Source organism: Clostridium vincentii (assembly GCF_002995745.1).
Classification (GTDB): Bacteria; Bacillota; Clostridia; order Clostridiales; family Clostridiaceae; genus Clostridium; species Clostridium vincentii.
In genome coordinates this window covers 17,993-34,601 of record NZ_PVXQ01000036.1, presented here as the reverse complement: position 1 = coordinate 34,601, position 16,609 = coordinate 17,993, and the positions used below count along the sequence as shown (strand labels likewise).

Below are 16,609 nucleotides of genomic sequence, written 5' to 3'. Positions count from 1 at the left end.
GTGGATTAAAAGGATTTGGAGATATTAGTTACAATTAAGAGTAAAAATGCTTAAGGGAAGTTATAAATATATACTGTAAAATAATGGATAATAAAATAGTTGCCCACTTTTACTTGACTCAATCAAGAGGTTCACTGTATTTGAAAATATATAAAACTTCTTGTATAATTATAGCAGGAAGTTGGACTAATTCTACAGGAGGTAATTACTTGAGTAATCAAATAGAGAAACAATTTATGAGATTTGTAATCCCTTCAATGTTAACTATGCTATTACAAGGCTTATATATTATAGTAGATGGCTTCTTTGTGGGACAATCAATTGGAGATATAGGATTAGCCGCAATTAACATTGCTTGGCCAATAGCATCAATAATTATGGCCATTGGTACAGGTATAGGAACTGGTGGTGCTGTTGTCATGTCCTTAGCGCAAGGGGAAAACAACAAAAAAGCTTCCAATTTAGCTAGAGGAAATACACTAATGTTATTGTTCATATCAAGTATTGTTTTAACAATAGCTTTTTGGTTTAATTATGAAAAAATATTAAGTTTATTGGGAGCAGTTGGAGAAGTACATTTTCAAGCTGCCAGATATACAAAATATATAGTTGTTGGCTGTGCATTTCAAGTGTTTGCTACAGGTCTTACACCATTATTAAGAAACAGTAAGAAAACCATAGAAGCTATGATAATAATGATAGTTGGATTAGTCGCAAATATTATTTTAGATGCAATATTTATAATTATTTTAGACAAAGGTATTGAGGGTGCAGCTATAGCAACAATTATAGCGCAAGGAATTACTACTTTATTATGTATAATACTATTTATTAAGGATAAGGAAAATAGAATAAAACCTAAAGAATTCAGATTAGTTAGAGGAGCGGTGAAAAAGATTCTTCTCACTGGATTATCTCCTTTTGGTCTTTTCCTATCTCCATCAGTAATAATAGTCTTTAATAATCTTCAGTGTTTAAAATACGGAGGAGATGTTGCTGTTGCTGCTTATTCTGTAATTTCCTATGTAGTAGGTACTGGTCAGTTGTTATTATCTGGAGTAGGCGAGGGAATACAACCCTTAATTAGTTTTTGTAGTGGAGGAAATCTCTTTGAAAGTATGAAGATAATAAAAAGAAAAGCCACAATATTTGTCCTTATTCTTAGTGCAATCTTGCTATCTTCTATGATATTTTTAAGAGATATTATCCCAAAGGTTTTTGGTTCATCTCCTGTTGCTACAGAAATTATGAGTAGTGGGCTAATTATAACAAGTTTATCATTACCTTGTGTAGCACTTGTAAAATTAGCATCCTCATATTTTTATGCAGTAGGTGAAAGTAAATATTCTAGTATAATTATCTATGGAGATCCAATTTTAATAACTCCAATTTTAATTTTGATTTTACCTAGATTATTTGGTCTTCAAGGAATTTGGATTACTTTGCCTCTTGCTCAGATTATAATGTCTATAGCTATATTATTTATGAATAATATGCATAATAGTAAGATTAAAAAATTAAAATTGTCTATACATTAGATGGAATTACTAATGGCTTTATAAAAATTAGTTAGGTTTAATAAAAATATATAGTATACTAGTAATAATACTTAAATAAAAACTAAAGGCGGTAGAAAATGAAAGAAGAAATTAATTTACAAGGCTTAAATGGAATAGAAGTATGGAAAAGTTTATATAATAAAGAGTTAGACACTAAAAAAAATGTTTTAGAATACATAGAAGAAGTAAAAGTTCTTAAAAATGGCGATATAGATCATGATCAAATTGAAATGGTATATAATATGATCTATGAAAATATTGAGTCTATGGCTGCTAATATTAAACCTAATACAACTATGTTTTTAAAAAATGATTTAAAAAAACAGCTTGGAAAATATGTTTCTGAAAAAGATCCTAAAGCAACAAATCATTTTCTAGAGTTTTTCAAAGAAGCTTATCCACCTAAAGAGAGAAGAAAAGATTTTACATGGGTCTTAATGGATATTACTAAAATAGCAGACGAACAAATATGGACTACACTAAAATTTATAAATGCATTTTGTTTAAAGGGCTTTGCTTTAGATAATGAGGCTAAAAAGGATATTTTAAATGTTCTACAGATTTTGGTTAAAAGGAAAAATTTAACTAGCATAAATAACGTTAGAAGTTTAAGCCGTCTTAATGAAGTTTTAGATATAAAAATAGTTTCAGATCATGCCTCATTTAGGATAAAAAAATTAGATAATTAAAACTTAATATTATTTAGAAAAGGAGACAATTGAATGAGAAGTAAGCTAGGAAATCTATTATGGGGACTTGCATTTATAGTTGCAGGAGTTGGCGTTGCAGGAAATGTTTCTGGTATTTGGGATTTTAATTTGTTTTTCCATGGGTGGTGGACATTATTTATAATAATTCCCAGCTTAATTAGTATGGTTCAAAATGGAGTTAATACTGGTAATATAATCGGGGTTGTTATTGGAGCTTTATTACTTGTTGACGCTCAAAATATAATTCCAAGAAATTTGGTAGGAAAGATGATATTTCCAATTATATTAGTTCTCATAGGGATTAGTATAATATTTAAAGGGAAAGACCATAATTATAAAAGCACAGTTCATCAGACTAAAACTTCTAGGGACGGATTTATAAATGCAGTAGGAATATTTGGTGGAGGTAAAATAAGACCCACTAATGAAAAAGTTACTGGAGTTACAGCTACAGCTATATTTGGAGGTGTTGATTTAGATCTTAGGAATGCAATTATAGATGAGGATATTGTAATTACATCAACAGCTATCTTTGGAGGGATAGATATATTTTTCCCACCAAACGTTAATGTGAAAGTATCTAGTCTTCCTATATTCGGAGGAATAGATAATAGAACTATCCATACATCAGCGGAAAATGCTCCAACTATATATATGAAGGCAACCTGTGTATTTGGAGGAATGGATATAAAATAATATTGTAATTTAAAATAGCTTGTGTCATAAAATGGCACAAGCTATTTTTTATATACCATAAAGTCCAGTGGAAGATTCCATAAACAAGGATAGTTTGGGTGGCATAAAAGTGAAAATAGTAAAGCAAATAAACATACATAAAATCATTGTAATTGATAATAAAAATAAATTTCTATTATCATCACAGTTTTTATAAAGATGTAATCCTAATACTTGCCCAAGAGCTATTGAAATAAAATAAAAGGAAATATTTGCAATGGTAGAATGAATATTAAATGCGCCAGCAGCACTATAATATAGAAATATAGTAAGAATAGAACTTAATATTATTGAGATTGCATTGGAAATAACCCAGTTTTTTAAAATAATTCTAACCCTGTTTTTAAGAAATAAGTACCCTATTAGTTGCCATATAAATATTGGATAAAAGGTAAGTTTTAAATGTTCATAGATACTCTCGTTAACAGGGAAGAAAGGAGCTAGTATTATGGATTTGCCAGTAAATTCAAAAGCAAAGTGGAATAAAGATCCCAGAATAAATATAAAAGGAATACTAAATAAAAACCATTTCTTTACTACTGAATAGTATATATTTTCTTTCAAAGCAAGTTCTCACTTTCTAAATATTATTCTTGTTATTATATTCAAAACTTATTTATATAAATACAAATATATTATTGACTATAAAAATAAATAATTGCACTAGAATATATACAGAACTAAAGAAGGAAGCAAAATAATTTATATTTTTGATGGTATAATAAATTCATTAATGATATTACACAAAATATATATGATAGCATAAGAAGATAAGTTGCAAAAGCACTTTCATAACCAGAATCATAGGAGGAGATGTCAAATTGAAATTAGAATTAACAGTGTTTCAATTAGGAAAAGCTTTAAAAGATATAGAAAGTCAATATGATTTAAACTTATTAGTTAAGCAAGACTTAAGTGGTGGATGGATTACAATCGTAGGGCAAGCCAAAATCACTAATTATCCAACAGAAGAAAGTAGAGGAAATAATATTATCAGTGTAAATATTAAAGGTTCTACATCAGAAGGTACTGCCATTAAGTTTATAGGTGCTAAAGGTAAGAAATTTAATGTGGATATTTCTCCAGCTAAATATAAGAGTATTCCTAAAAATGGGATAACCCTCAATCAAGTTAAAATCAACAAAAACGAATGTACTTTAAGAATAGATGATAATATTATTTTTACTCTTAAGGAAAGTGCTGAAAAAATAATTAGTATCATCAATGAATAAAAAAGCAACAATCTAATTTAGTAAAAGCTGTGTAAAAATAGAAATTCGATTCTATTTTTACACAGCTTTTTTTAATTAACATTTATAAATCTAGGTAGCTGAAATGTAACAAGTAAGCTGAAAAATCAAATGTGAACAAAATGAATAGAAATTCGCAAAAGAAAACTTGACCATCAGTCATTATTGGTGTAAATTAAATATGACGAGAGAATAATAATATAACGAAAGGAAGTAATCGAATGGATTTTCTAAAAATAGCAGGTAAGGATATAAAAAGTATCTTTAAAAATAGATTTATAAGAGTATGTGTTATAGCAATCATAGTAGTACCTTTATTATACTCTTTACTATATTTAAAGGCCTTTTGGGACCCATACAGCAAGTTAGCAGATATGCCTGTAGCAGTTGTCAATCTAGATAAAGGAACTCAATTAGATGGTGAAACTGTTAAGTACGGAGAGGGCATTATAGATAATTTGAAGAACAACGATAGTGTTGGTTGGAAATTTGTTTCACAGGAGGAAGCAGATAGAGGACTTGAAGGAGATAAATACTATGCAAAGTTCGAAATATCTAAAGACTTTTCTGAAAAAGTAGTTAGTGCGAAAAGTGGTACGCCTGTACAGGCAGGTTTAAAGTTTGTGTGTAATGAGAAGAAGAACTACTTAGCATCACAAGTTAATTCAAAGGTTGAAAGTGCATTAAAAGCACAAATTACAGAAACAATAACTGATAATTATGTAACAGCATCCTTTGATAATTTATATGATGTAAAAGATGGAATGAGTGCAGCTGCTGATGGAAGTGGCAAAATTAATGATGGACTTAAGGAAGTAAATGATAAGACACCCCTACTTGAAGATGGAGTTAATAAATTAAATGATGGTTCTAATCAATTATATGATGGACAGACCTCTCTTAATTCAGGTATTTCACAAATTAATGGTGGATTAGGTTCATTGAAAAATGGTCAAAGTTCAATAAAGGATGGTTTAGGCAAATTAAATGATAAGATACCTTTATTATCTAGTGGAGTTGATAGTCTTTATAAAGGGACTGGAGAACTAGCTACAGGAACAAATGCTCTTTATGAAGGATATACAAAAAAGATTTATCCTGGAGTATCTCAATTAAATGCTGGGGCTTCTCAATTAAAAGAAAATCTAGATAATGGTAAAGAATCTATGAATACCTTAAAGGCTAGTGTAGATCCATTAACACAAGGAGGTGTTGATCTTAGTAATACTTCTGACGATGTAAATACTGGATATGCTTCACTTAAAACAGGAGTTGATGGAGTTTTATCAAGTAAAACTTTAACTGATGAACAAAAGTTACAAGCAATAAAAGGAGCATTAAACAATTTTGAAACAAAGGCATTAACTCCATATACCAGCGGAGTTAAAGGATACACTAGCAGTGTAAGTAAATTTGCTGCAGGTAGTGGATCTTTAGTTGATAATGTAAATACCGTTTCAGGTGCTATTGATAGTATTAGCTCAAATTTAACTGTTCTTCAAACTGGTTTGGATAGTGATTTTGGTCCTGGTCTTACAAAAGTAAATGCTGGTACAAAAGCATTAAATGTTGGAGTTGAAGGATTAAATTCAAATATTCCAGAATTAAGTTCTGGAATAAAGCAACTATATGATGGTTCCTCACAAACTTTGGCAGGAACTAATGTTTTGTATGATGGTTCAACCAAAGCACTAATAGGATCTAATGAATTAGTTACTGGACAGACACAACTTAAGAATGGGCTTGGAGATTTAAGTGCTCAAGTACCCCAATTAAAGAGTGGTGTTACTCAGTTATATAATGGTTCTAAGGAATTATCAACTAAGTTAAATGAAGGTTCTAGTAAATTATCTTCTGGGCTAGTTAATACTCCAGAAGATATGGGAAGCTTTGTTTCATCTCCAGTTGAATTGAAAATAGAGCCCATAAATGCAGTTCCAAACTATGGAACAGGATTCGCACCATACTTCATAAATCTTTCGTTATGGATTGGAGCGATAATGATGTTCTTTGTTATCTCAACTAAAACTGAAGAACACAAAGAAGCAAGTAGATTTGCTAAAGCTTTTGGTAAATACTTATCCTTTGGGTTTGTTGGAGTATTACAAGCAGTTCTTGTTGGTATAGCAGTTTTATTATTGGGATTATCACCCAATAATATCCCCTTATATTTTGCATTAATTATATTCTTCTCACTAGTTTTTATTGCCATTGTTCAATGTTTAATTTCATTGTTTGGTGATGCGGGAAGATTATTAAGTATAGTATTATTGATACTTCAATTAACAGCATGTGCAGGTACATTCCCATTGGAATTAGTTCCACACATCTTTGTAGTATTAAATCCATTTATGCCATTTACTTATTCTGTTGAAGCGTTAAGAGAAATAACTTCAGCTTCAGTTATTAATTACTCAGTAGTATTTAATGATTTAGCAATACTCGCAGCAATGTTGGTTGGATTCTTAACAGTTTCAATAGTATTCCATACACTAGGAGAGAAAATGCAAAGTAAAATTGAAGGAAAAAAACAAGAAGCTATGTAAATAGATAGACTAAGAAGTAGGAATCAGAAATGGTTCCTGCTTTTTTTTATATTATATTAATTTGTAATAGGATATACTTAAAGAAAATACATATATATAGGAGTAACATAATGAATACAAAAGAATATTTTTATCTAATAAATTTTTCCCCTCAGGAAAAAGAGCTTTGTCAATTAGAAATGAAGTATATATTAAACTCTAAGCCAGAAGGAAAATATATACTATCAGATATAGATACAAATCCCTCTAGGAGTCCTTTTATAAAGGAAAAAATATCAATATTGTTTTCAGGAAATTCTATTGAGGAACTTGTAGGACAAGTCATTGAAAATAAAATTGCTTATGAGGATTTTAAGGTTCTCTATTTAAAATCAGGCGATGGAGATGTTGACTATACAGAGAGGCTAAAGAGTGTAAGCGCCATAGGATATGTGGTACAAGGGGAGCCAAGTATACATAATCCAAAGATTATAATAGGGATTTCTAAAATTCAAGATAGATGGATCCTTGGTATCTATGATAAAAATGACTTTAAGTGGCATATTCATGACAGTAAGCCTTACTCATACTCTAATGCTTTAAGCTTAAAGCTAGGAAAAACATTAGTAAATATAGCAATTGGTAATAACTATAATACGAAATTAGTTGATCCTTGCTGTGGCATTGGAACAGTAGTTATTGAAGCTTTGGATTTAGGAATTGATGTTAAGGGTTATGAACTTAATGAATTAATATCCCAAAATGCCCAAAGAAACCTTGAGTTCTTTGGATTTGAAAATGTAATAAAGCAAAAAGACATGCACACTATAGAAGAACAGTTTGATGTGGCCATTATAGATATGCCATATGGGATATTTACACCTACCACCGTTGAGAAACAAAATGAATTAATAAAGTCTGTATCCCAATTTTGTAAAAAACTCGTATTAGTAACTATTACAAATATGGATGTGGTCCTTAATTTAGAGGGATTTAACATAGTTGATAAATGTTCTGTAAATAAAAATAATTTTAAAAGATATATAACAGTTTGTGAAAAGTTTTAGACTAGCAGTCTTTTTCAACTTAACCTGAACTTAAAGTGTATTTAATCTGGATTAAAATAAATTGTTTTAATATAGACATGGGAGATGTAAATATGAAAAGTAAATATATGATTATTATTTCTTTTGATGCAGTTTCTTCAGATGATTTAAAAATTTTAAAAACATTACCTAATTTTAAAAAAATAATTGAGGGTGGGTCCTTGATTGAAAATGTTGAATCTGTTTATCCAACATTAACTTATCCAGCCCATGCAACCATAGTTACTGGGAAATATCCTAAAAATCATGGGATAATTGATAACACCATATTTAAGGCTGGAGATTTTAATCCTAACTGGTACTGGTATAGAAAGGATATTAAAGGGTCAACCCTTTATGATTTAGCTAAAGAGAAGGGATTATCAACTTGCTCCCTTTTATGGCCAGTTACAGGTGGAAGTTCTATCAAATATAATTTAGCAGAGATTTTTAAAGTAAAACCTCATCAAAATCAAATAGTACAATCAATTTGTGCAGGGTCATTATTTTATCAATTAGAGTTAAACAATAAATTTGGGCACATTAGACGTGGATTAACCCAACCGGCTTTAGATGATTTTGTAATTGAAGCCGCAAAATATACAATTAATAAATATAGTCCTAATTTAATGTTTATACACTTTACAGATGTAGATACCAATAGGCACCATTATGGCTATAGTGATAAAAAAGCCATTGATGGACTATACAGACATGATAAAAGGCTAGGAGAAATTATAAAAGTTCTTGAAGAGAAGAATATTCTCCATGAAACAGATATAGTCGCTTTAGGAGATCATAGTCAAATAGATGTAGATAAAATGATTAAATTAAATACTTTATTTAAAGAAAATAATTTAATTACGGTGAATGGTAAAGGTAAGGTATCAGATTTTCAAGCACTTTGTAAGAGCTTAGATGGTTCTGCCTATGTCTATTTAAAAAATCCTAAAGATGAAAAATTAAAGAAAAAGGTAGAAGACCTTTTAAATGGCGTAAAGACAAATAAGCCTGACCCTATAGAGTTTATACTTAAGGATAATGAAATTATAGCTAAAGGAGCAGATTCTAATGCAAGTTTCATGATTGAGGCTAGTAAAAGTTTTTACTTTGTAGATGATATAGAAGGGGATCTACTTGAAGACGTTAAGGCAGATGAAGTTGGAATAATTGATCACAGACATAAAGCTACTCACGGATACGACAATAAAAAAGATAACTATGGAACATTTTTTATTGGCTATGGTAAAGATTTTAAAAAAGGAATAGTTCTAGATACAGGCAAACTTATAAATCATGGTCCAACATTAGCTAAAGTTCTAGGGGTAGATCTTAAGAATGTTGATGGAGAGGTAGTAGACGCAATACTTCAATTATAAGGAGAGAAAATATGAGAGGATTAAATCGAGAAGAAAAAAGCTGGGCATTCTATGACTGGGCAAATTCTGCATATTCTATGATCATAACTTCAACCATATTGCCAATATACTTTAAATTAGTTGCTGGTGAGGGAGGTATGTCCTCATCAGATTCAACTGCTTTTTGGGGATATACAATTTCACTTTCAACACTTTTAGTTTCCCTACTAGCTCCGATACTTGGAACTATAGCAGACTATAAAGGATTTAAGAAAAAATTCTTCAAATTGTTCTTTGGAATAGGTATCGTAGCTACAGTTATGCTTATTTTAGTTCCAACAGACATGCCAATGTTACTTTTAATTAATTATGGATTTACAGTACTAGGATTTGCAGGAGCAAATATATTTTATGATGCATTTTTAGTTGATGTAACAGATAAGAGTAGGATGGACAAGGTATCTGCATCAGGTTTTGCTTTAGGCTACATAGGAAGCACAATTCCTTTTATAATCTCAATTGCTATAGTTTTACTAAGCCAAAATGGAATATTGCCACTATCTTTATCGGCAGCATGTAAACTTACTTTCTTAATAACTGCTCTATGGTGGGGAGGATTTACAATTCCTCTATTAAAAAATGTGAACCAGAAGTATTTTATTGAGAGAGAACCAAGAGTTGTGAAAAACTCCTTTAAAAGACTAGGTGAAACCTTTAGAAATTTAAAATCAAACAAGCCAATATTTACTTTTTTACTAGCATACTTCTTCTATATTGATGGAGTAGATACTATAATAGGTATGGCAACTGCTTATGGAACAGATTTAGGAATTTCAATGACATCATTACTTGTTATATTATTATTAACTCAATTTGTAGCGTTCCCATTTACTTTACTGTATGGGAAACTTTCAGAGAGAATTGGTTCAAAGAAAATGTTATTCGTTGGTATTATAACCTATACGCTTATAAGTATTTACGCTTATTTTATAAAAACTACTGTGGATTTTTGGATTTTAGCTATGGCTGTAGGATCAGCTCAAGGTGGTATTCAAGCAATTTCAAGAAGTTATTTTGCAAAACTTGTACCAAAACATAGGGCAAATGAGTTTTTTGGATTCTATAATATATTTGGTAAATTTGCCGCCATTATGGGTCCATTCTTAGTAGCTGTTGTAACTCAAATAACAGGACAAACTAATAAAGGGATAATAAGCCTTGTAATATTATTCTTAATTGGAGGGCTTATCTTAAGTAGAGTTAAAGAAGAACCTTTAATTGATATAGAGAAAGCAATTCAGTAGATAATTTAATGAATATGCCGCAGCAGTTTAATTACTAAGTTGCGGCTTTTTTCTTTTTCTTTTATGATATAATATTAATTAAATAAATTTAATAATAGGAATTTATTTGATTTTACAAAAAAACTTATTAAAAGAATAATGGGTGATTAAAATGATATTTTATTTAAAAGATAATAACTTACAAAAAAGTGATATTGAAAATTTAATTTTAGAAAAAGATAAAAGATTTATCGCTATTCTAAGCTTTAAAGAATTAGAGTCTTTAGCAGATAAACTAAACATAAACGAAAAGATTCAATTCGATTGTTTAAATGGAAGAGGATCAAAATTTGAAAGCCATGATGGCTTTGACTATATTTCTTTAATGGTTCCATCTATTGAAGACCCTTTAAATGATCCTAACCGTATTTGTATATATTTTAGAGAAAATTTATTAGCCTTCATCTGTGATAAAAAAACTATTATAACAGATACTATAGAAGATGTTCTTTTAGGGGACCAAAAATGTCCGAACCTTGGTAGGGTGTTGGATATTTTTTTTGATAAACTTACTGTAGGGGATATTTATGCATTAGAAAATATTGAGGAAGAGATATCTGAATTAGAAGAAAGTTTAGTAAATTTTACAGATCAGGATTATTTTAAACAGATAATGGTATTAAGAAAAAAACTCTTAAAACTTAAAAGATATTACGAACAATTCTATAACATTGCAGAGTCGGTAGAAGAAAATGAAAATGGACTAATAGATAAAAAATCTATTAAATCCTTTAGAATATTTACTAATCGATTAAATCGATTAAGTCAATCAGTTCTTAATTCAAGAGATTATGTAAGTCAAGTAAGAGAAGCTTACCAGGCACAGGTAGATATTGATCAAAATAATATAATGAAGGTTTTTACAGTTGTTACATTTATATTTTTGCCCCTTACTCTTCTTGTAGGGTGGTATGGAATGAATTTAAAAATGCCTGAGTTTAATTGGGACTATGGCTATCCCTTTGTAATTATTCTAAGTATTATAGTTGTTTTATTGTGTGTAGTTTTCTTTAAAAAGAAAAAATGGTTTTAATTGAATAGAGGTGTATCATGAGGAAAATAAATGGTAAATATAAAAAGGTATTATTAAATTCTAGCATTTTTTTAATTCCATTTTGTTATTGGCAAAATAACAATCTTGTTGTAACTAACCTAAAATACTCAAACAAAAATATTCCTAAGGCTTTTAATAATTTTAAAATACTGCAAATTTCTGACCTTCATAATAAATCATTTGGAGATAATCAATGTTATTTAGTTAACCATACAAAAGATATTGCTCCTGATATAATAGTTATTACAGGAGATTTAATTGATTCAACCAGAACTAATATTGATATAGCTATAGATTACATAAAACAAATTAGGTCCGTAGCCTCTATTTATTTTGTTTCTGGAAATCATGAGGAATCATCAGGAGTTTATAATGAGTTAAAAAAAAGATTAGAAGAACTAGGGGTAATTATTCTTGATGATAAACAGGAATTTATAGAAAAGGATGGAGAAACGTTAACTCTTTTAGGATTAAAAGATGGAACTTCTTTTTCAGATAGAATTAAAACAATTAAAGGTAATGAGGATAAGTTCACAATTCTTTTAGCTCATAAGCCAGAATATTTTAATATTTATTCAGAAGAAAATATTGATTTAGTCTTTTCAGGGCACGCCCATGGTGGCCAGTTTAGAATGCCATTTGTAGGTGGATTATATTCACCTGGACAAGGAGTATTTCCTAAATATACAAGTGGGATGTATACTAAGAATAACACCTCTATGGTTGTAAGCCGCGGCCTTGGCAACAGTGGTTTTCCTCTTAGATTATTTAATAGACCTGAATTGATTGTTGTCACATTAAAAAGTGATTCATAAAACCATTCTATATTTATAGCTAAAGGTATGTTACAATATTAACAAGCTTCTTTAAAGAGAGAGATCTTTTTTTAAGAGCATATATAAAAGTATATTTTCTAACAGAAAAGAGAATTCTAATCTGAAAGAGACTTGAATTTAAATGAATTGTAATAAGCATAGTTATGTTTATTTTATGATATATTTCTTAATGAGGCCTCTTTAAATTAGAAGGCCTCTTTTTTATGTAGAATTTTAAATGTAAATATAAGGAGGGATTAATTTGGCGAAAATAGCAGTGATAAGTGCAATTTTAGAGAATCCGGCTGAATGTCAGGAAGAGTTTAATAAAGTGGTTGCAGCTTTTCGCGGAAATATTAGAGGCCGTATGGGTATTCCTTTTGAAGAAGGAATTTCTGTTGTTTCATTAACTCTTACAGGTGATTTAGATGATATTAATAGCTTGACTGGGAAAATCGGGAATATTAATGGCGTAACAGTTAAAACAGCAATTGCCAAAACGGAGGTTTAATATTTGGATATCTATGAAATTATAAATGATTTGTATAAAACCAACTTTGCACCAAGGGAAGAACTATTATTCGTTTTGAATAATATAGATGATGAGTCAAAGAAATATTTGATAGAAAAATCTCATCTAACTAGAATGAAAACATATGGAAATAAGGTTTATACAAGAGGTTTAATAGAATTTACAAATTATTGTGTTAGAAATTGTAGGTATTGTGGTATACGAGCTGAGAATATTAAGGCTGATAGATACAGACTCACTTTAGAGGAAATTTTAGAATGTGCAGATATAGGGGCCAAGTTAGGATATAAAACCTATGTCCTTCAAGGTGGAGAAGACCCCTATTATACAGATCGAGTTATGGTAGAAATAATTGAAAAGATAAAGAAAAAGTATCCTGATAGTGCAATAACAATTTCATTAGGTGAAAGAAGTTATGAATCCTACCAGAAAATGTTTAAAGCTGGTGCTGATAGATATCTACTTAGACATGAAACAGCATCAAAAGAGTTATATGATGAACTTCATCCAAATGCAAGTTTTGAAAATAGAAGAAATTGTTTACTAGATTTAAAGGAAATTGGATATCAAATTGGAGCTGGTTTTATGGTTGGCATTCCAAATCAAACAAATGAGAATTTAGTAGAGGATTTGCTTTATATTAAAGACTTAAATCCTCATATGTGTGGAATTGGTCCCTTTATCCCTCATGAGGATACACCTTTATCTAAAGAGAAAGCTGGAAGTTTAGATGATACTACTACTTTGCTTGCACTTCTAAGATTATTATTGCCAAGTGTGTTATTACCAGCAACTACAGCCCTTGGAAGCATTAATCCAGTAGGTAGGGAAATGGGCATAAAAGCTGGATGTAATGTAGTTATGCCTAATCTTTCTCCAACAACTGTTAGAGAAAAATACTCTCTATATAACGGAAAAATATGTACGGGGGATGAAGCTGCAGAGTGTAGAAAATGTATTGAGGGAAGAATTAATAGAGCAGGTTTTGAATTAGATATGTCAAGGGGAGATAATATAGAATGGAAGAGGAGATTAAATTAATGTTTATAGATGAAAAGTATATTCAAGGTTTATTAGACACAGCTAAAAGTGCTACAAAAGAGGATATTAAACTTGTTCTTGAAAAAGCTGAAAAAAGAGAAGGACTAGCCCATAAGGATATTGCTGTGCTTCTTCAAATGGAAGACAAAGAGCAGCTTCAAGAAATGTACGAGCTTGCTGGGAAAATAAAAAAAGATATTTATGGAAAGAGGATAGTTTTATTTGCACCATTATATGTTAGTGACTATTGTGTAAATAAATGTGTTTATTGTGGGTATCATACTTGCAATTCTTTTAAGAGGAGAAGACTTACTCAAGTTGACGTAGCTGAGGAGATAAGGATACTTGAGAGTATGGGACATAAAAGACTTGCATTAGAGCTTGGAGAAGATCCAGTTAATGCTCCTATTGAATATGTAATAGAAACTTTAAAAACTATTTATAAAACTCAAAATAATAATGGAGAAATTAGAAGGGTTAATGTAAATATTGCAGCAACAACAGTAGAAGAATATAAAATGTTAAAAGCGGCACAAATTGGAACATATATCCTTTTCCAAGAAACTTATCATAAGCCAACCTATGAAAAGATGCATCCAAACTGTATTAAAGGAAATTATGAATATCATTTAACAGCATTTGATAGAGCAATGGAGGCAAAGATAGATGATGTAGGTGCTGGAGTGTTATTTGGACTATCAGAACCTAAATTTGAGATTCTAGGACTTATGATTCATAATGAACATCTTGAAGAAAAGTATGGAGTTGGTTTCCATACAATTGCAGTACCAAGACTAAAACCTGCTGAAGGGGTATCTTTAGAAAACTTCCCTAATTTAGTAGATGATGAAACCTTTAAGAAGTTAGTTGCAATTATAAGAATTGCAGTACCTTTTACAGGAATGATAATTTCAACTAGAGAAAGTGGAGAAATGAGGAAACAACTCTTGAAATATGGAATATCACAAATGAGCGCAGGTTCAAGCACTGGTGTTGGTGGATATAAAGAAAGAGAAGAAGGAAAAAGTATAGAGCAATTTGAACTATCTGATCAAAGAAGTCCAATTGAAATTATAGAGGAACTTATTGAAGATGGATATATTCCAAGTTTCTGTACCGCTTGTTATAGAAAGGGACGAACTGGCGATAGATTTATGTCTTTAGCAAAATCAGGTAACATCCAATATGTTTGTGAACCTAATGCTATGTCAACTATTATGGAATATGCATTAGATTATGGAGATGATGCTTTTAAAATAAAAGTTGAAACTCTTGTAAGAAATTTAGCTGATAATCTAGAAAGAGATGACATTAAACAAATATTTTTAAAGAGTCTAGAAAAATTAAAAAATGGTGAAAGAGATTTATATCTTTAGAGGAGGATCGTATGAATAACACTCCAAATGCAAATAGAAAACATATTGCTTTATTTGGAAGGACTAACTCGGGTAAGTCATCACTTATGAATAGATTAGTAGGCCAAGATGTAGCCTTAGTATCAGATAAAGCGGGAACTACAACTGATCCTGTTTTGAAAGCAATGGAACTTATTCCTGTTGGAGCTGTATTATTTATTGATACTGCAGGCCTAGGAGATAGGAGTTCTCTTGGAGATTTAAGAATTAGTAAAACCTATGAAATCTTAAAGAGAACAGATATAGCAATTTATCTTATGGATATTTCGAATATAGATTATGAAGAATATGATAAATTTAAAAGAGATTTTAAAAAATATAATATTCCTCACCTATTGGTCATTAACAAGGTGGATATAATAGATAGTGACTCTTTAAAAGAAATCACCAATATAATAGATGAAAAGTATAAGGATGCAATATATATTTCTCTAGCTTCAGATACTGGAATTAATCTATTAAAGGATAAGCTTATAGAAGTGCTTTCAAAGGAAGAAGAAGAACTTCCCATAGTTGGAGATTTACTCTCTTATGGGGCAAAGGTTGTTTTGGTAGTCCCAGTAGATTCTGAGGCACCTAAGGGGAGATTGATACTTCCTCAGGTTCAATGCATACGAGATTGCTTAGACCATGGTATAAAAAGCTATGTTGTTCGCGATACTGAACTAGAAGTTGCTTTAAAGGAACTAAAGGATGTTGATTTAGTAATTACAGATTCTCAGGCATTTAAGATAGTTGATGAGATAGTACCTAAAGACATAAATCTCACTAGTTTCTCTATGCTATTTGCTAGGCAAAAGGGAGATATTAATGAGTTTTTAGAAGGTGTTCAAGCTGTACGAAATTTAAAACCTGGAGATAAAATATTAATAAGTGAAAGTTGTACCCATAACGTATCTCAAGAAGATATTGGAAGAATTAAAATCCCTAAACTATTAAATAAGTATGTTGGTGGAGATTTAAATATAGATTTTAAAATTGGCCATGAGTTTACAGATAATATAGATGAATATAAGCTTATAATACATTGTGGGGCATGTATGTTGAATAGAAAAACTGTTGTAAATAGAATTAATATTTGCAAAGAAAAGTCAGTTCCAATAACTAATTATGGAGTAATATTATCATTTTTAACTAATACTCTAGAAAGAAGTAAGATGATTTTTCAGTAAATGAACGCGCCCTTA

At 30.1% G+C, this 16,609-nt stretch carries 15 protein-coding genes; 14 read left to right on the top strand and 1 reads right to left on the bottom strand.

What is annotated here, in order from left to right:
* The first annotated feature begins 209 nt into the window (after positions 1 to 209).
* The 3 genes from CLVI_RS13755 (at position 210) to CLVI_RS13745 (ending at position 2,965) form a co-directional block, all read left to right on the top strand.
* Positions 210 to 1,538, top strand: a complete 1,329-nt coding sequence (locus tag CLVI_RS13755; RefSeq protein WP_170065680.1) for an MATE family efflux transporter — start codon at positions 210 to 212, stop codon at positions 1,536 to 1,538.
* A 98-nt stretch (positions 1,539 to 1,636) separates the two neighbouring features.
* Complete coding sequence (locus tag CLVI_RS13750) at positions 1,637 to 2,248, top strand: hypothetical protein (protein ID WP_106060701.1); 612 nt, start codon at positions 1,637 to 1,639, stop codon at positions 2,246 to 2,248.
* 33 nt (positions 2,249 to 2,281) lie between these two features.
* Positions 2,282 to 2,965 (top strand): LiaF transmembrane domain-containing protein, encoded by a 684-nt coding sequence (locus CLVI_RS13745; RefSeq protein WP_106060700.1) that lies wholly within the window; start codon positions 2,282 to 2,284, stop codon positions 2,963 to 2,965.
* Positions 2,966 to 3,013: 48 nt separating this feature from the next.
* Here CLVI_RS13745 and CLVI_RS13740 read toward each other — a convergent pair whose 3' ends face one another.
* Positions 3,014 to 3,568 carry a DUF6512 family protein gene (locus CLVI_RS13740; RefSeq protein WP_106060699.1) on the bottom strand — a complete coding sequence of 185 codons (555 nt, stop codon included), beginning with the start codon at positions 3,566 to 3,568 and terminating at the stop codon, positions 3,014 to 3,016.
* 257 nt (positions 3,569 to 3,825) lie between these two features.
* On the opposite strand from CLVI_RS13740, the gene CLVI_RS13735 reads away from it, so the two are divergent.
* The 11 genes from CLVI_RS13735 to hydF all read left to right on the top strand — a co-directional run bounded on the left by CLVI_RS13735 (position 3,826) and on the right by hydF (position 16,594).
* Positions 3,826 to 4,236: a UDP-N-acetylglucosamine pyrophosphorylase gene (locus CLVI_RS13735; RefSeq protein WP_106060698.1), complete on the top strand. Its 411-nt coding sequence runs from the start codon at positions 3,826 to 3,828 to the stop codon at positions 4,234 to 4,236.
* Positions 4,237 to 4,475: 239 nt separating this feature from the next.
* Positions 4,476 to 6,800, top strand: a complete 2,325-nt coding sequence (locus tag CLVI_RS13730; RefSeq protein ID WP_106060697.1) for a YhgE/Pip domain-containing protein — start codon at positions 4,476 to 4,478, stop codon at positions 6,798 to 6,800.
* A 110-nt stretch (positions 6,801 to 6,910) separates the two neighbouring features.
* Positions 6,911 to 7,846, top strand: coding sequence for a TRM11 family SAM-dependent methyltransferase (locus CLVI_RS13725; RefSeq protein WP_106060696.1), 936 nt, complete (start codon positions 6,911 to 6,913; stop codon positions 7,844 to 7,846).
* 92 nt (positions 7,847 to 7,938) lie between these two features.
* Positions 7,939 to 9,243 (top strand): alkaline phosphatase family protein, encoded by a 1,305-nt coding sequence (locus tag CLVI_RS13720; protein WP_170065679.1) that lies wholly within the window; start codon positions 7,939 to 7,941, stop codon positions 9,241 to 9,243.
* An 11-nt stretch (positions 9,244 to 9,254) separates the two neighbouring features.
* Positions 9,255 to 10,526, top strand: coding sequence for an MFS transporter (locus tag CLVI_RS13715; RefSeq protein ID WP_106060694.1), 1,272 nt, complete (start codon positions 9,255 to 9,257; stop codon positions 10,524 to 10,526).
* Positions 10,527 to 10,677: 151 nt separating this feature from the next.
* Positions 10,678 to 11,598 carry a magnesium transporter CorA family protein gene (locus tag CLVI_RS13710; protein WP_106060693.1) on the top strand — a complete coding sequence of 307 codons (921 nt, stop codon included), beginning with the start codon at positions 10,678 to 10,680 and terminating at the stop codon, positions 11,596 to 11,598.
* Positions 11,599 to 11,615: 17 nt separating this feature from the next.
* Positions 11,616 to 12,434, top strand: a complete 819-nt coding sequence (locus CLVI_RS13705; RefSeq protein WP_106060692.1) for a metallophosphoesterase — start codon at positions 11,616 to 11,618, stop codon at positions 12,432 to 12,434.
* 262 nt (positions 12,435 to 12,696) lie between these two features.
* The gene (locus CLVI_RS13700) at positions 12,697 to 12,945 is read left to right on the top strand and encodes a TM1266 family iron-only hydrogenase system putative regulator (RefSeq protein WP_106060691.1); all 249 of its coding nucleotides are present in this window, start codon (positions 12,697 to 12,699) and stop codon (positions 12,943 to 12,945) included.
* 9 nt (positions 12,946 to 12,954) lie between these two features.
* Positions 12,955 to 14,007, top strand: a complete 1,053-nt coding sequence (gene hydE / locus CLVI_RS13695) for a [FeFe] hydrogenase H-cluster radical SAM maturase HydE (protein ID WP_106060704.1) — start codon at positions 12,955 to 12,957, stop codon at positions 14,005 to 14,007.
* A complete protein-coding gene (gene hydG / locus CLVI_RS13690) occupies positions 14,007 to 15,383 on the top strand; it encodes a [FeFe] hydrogenase H-cluster radical SAM maturase HydG (RefSeq protein WP_106060703.1) in 1,377 nt (458 codons plus the stop codon). The genes hydE and hydG overlap by 1 nt, the downstream gene beginning before the upstream one ends.
* An 11-nt stretch (positions 15,384 to 15,394) precedes the next feature.
* Positions 15,395 to 16,594 carry a [FeFe] hydrogenase H-cluster maturation GTPase HydF gene (hydF, locus tag CLVI_RS13685; RefSeq protein WP_106060690.1) on the top strand — a complete coding sequence of 400 codons (1,200 nt, stop codon included), beginning with the start codon at positions 15,395 to 15,397 and terminating at the stop codon, positions 16,592 to 16,594.
* Positions 16,595 to 16,609: the final 15 nt, after the last annotated feature.

Coding starts and splice junctions, on each gene's coding strand:
- CLVI_RS13710 (WP_106060693.1), top strand. CDS start 10,678: ATGATATTTTATTTAAAAGATAATAACTTACAAAAAAGTGATATTGAA.
- CLVI_RS13720 (WP_170065679.1), top strand. CDS start 7,939: ATGAAAAGTAAATATATGATTATTATTTCTTTTGATGCAGTTTCTTCA.
- CLVI_RS13730 (WP_106060697.1), top strand. CDS start 4,476: ATGGATTTTCTAAAAATAGCAGGTAAGGATATAAAAAGTATCTTTAAA.
- CLVI_RS13725 (WP_106060696.1), top strand. CDS start 6,911: ATGAATACAAAAGAATATTTTTATCTAATAAATTTTTCCCCTCAGGAA.
- CLVI_RS13750 (WP_106060701.1), top strand. CDS start 1,637: ATGAAAGAAGAAATTAATTTACAAGGCTTAAATGGAATAGAAGTATGG.
- CLVI_RS13715 (WP_106060694.1), top strand. CDS start 9,255: ATGAGAGGATTAAATCGAGAAGAAAAAAGCTGGGCATTCTATGACTGG.
- hydF (WP_106060690.1), top strand. CDS start 15,395: ATGAATAACACTCCAAATGCAAATAGAAAACATATTGCTTTATTTGGA.
- CLVI_RS13745 (WP_106060700.1), top strand. CDS start 2,282: ATGAGAAGTAAGCTAGGAAATCTATTATGGGGACTTGCATTTATAGTT.
- hydG (WP_106060703.1), top strand. CDS start 14,007: ATGTTTATAGATGAAAAGTATATTCAAGGTTTATTAGACACAGCTAAA.
- CLVI_RS13705 (WP_106060692.1), top strand. CDS start 11,616: ATGAGGAAAATAAATGGTAAATATAAAAAGGTATTATTAAATTCTAGC.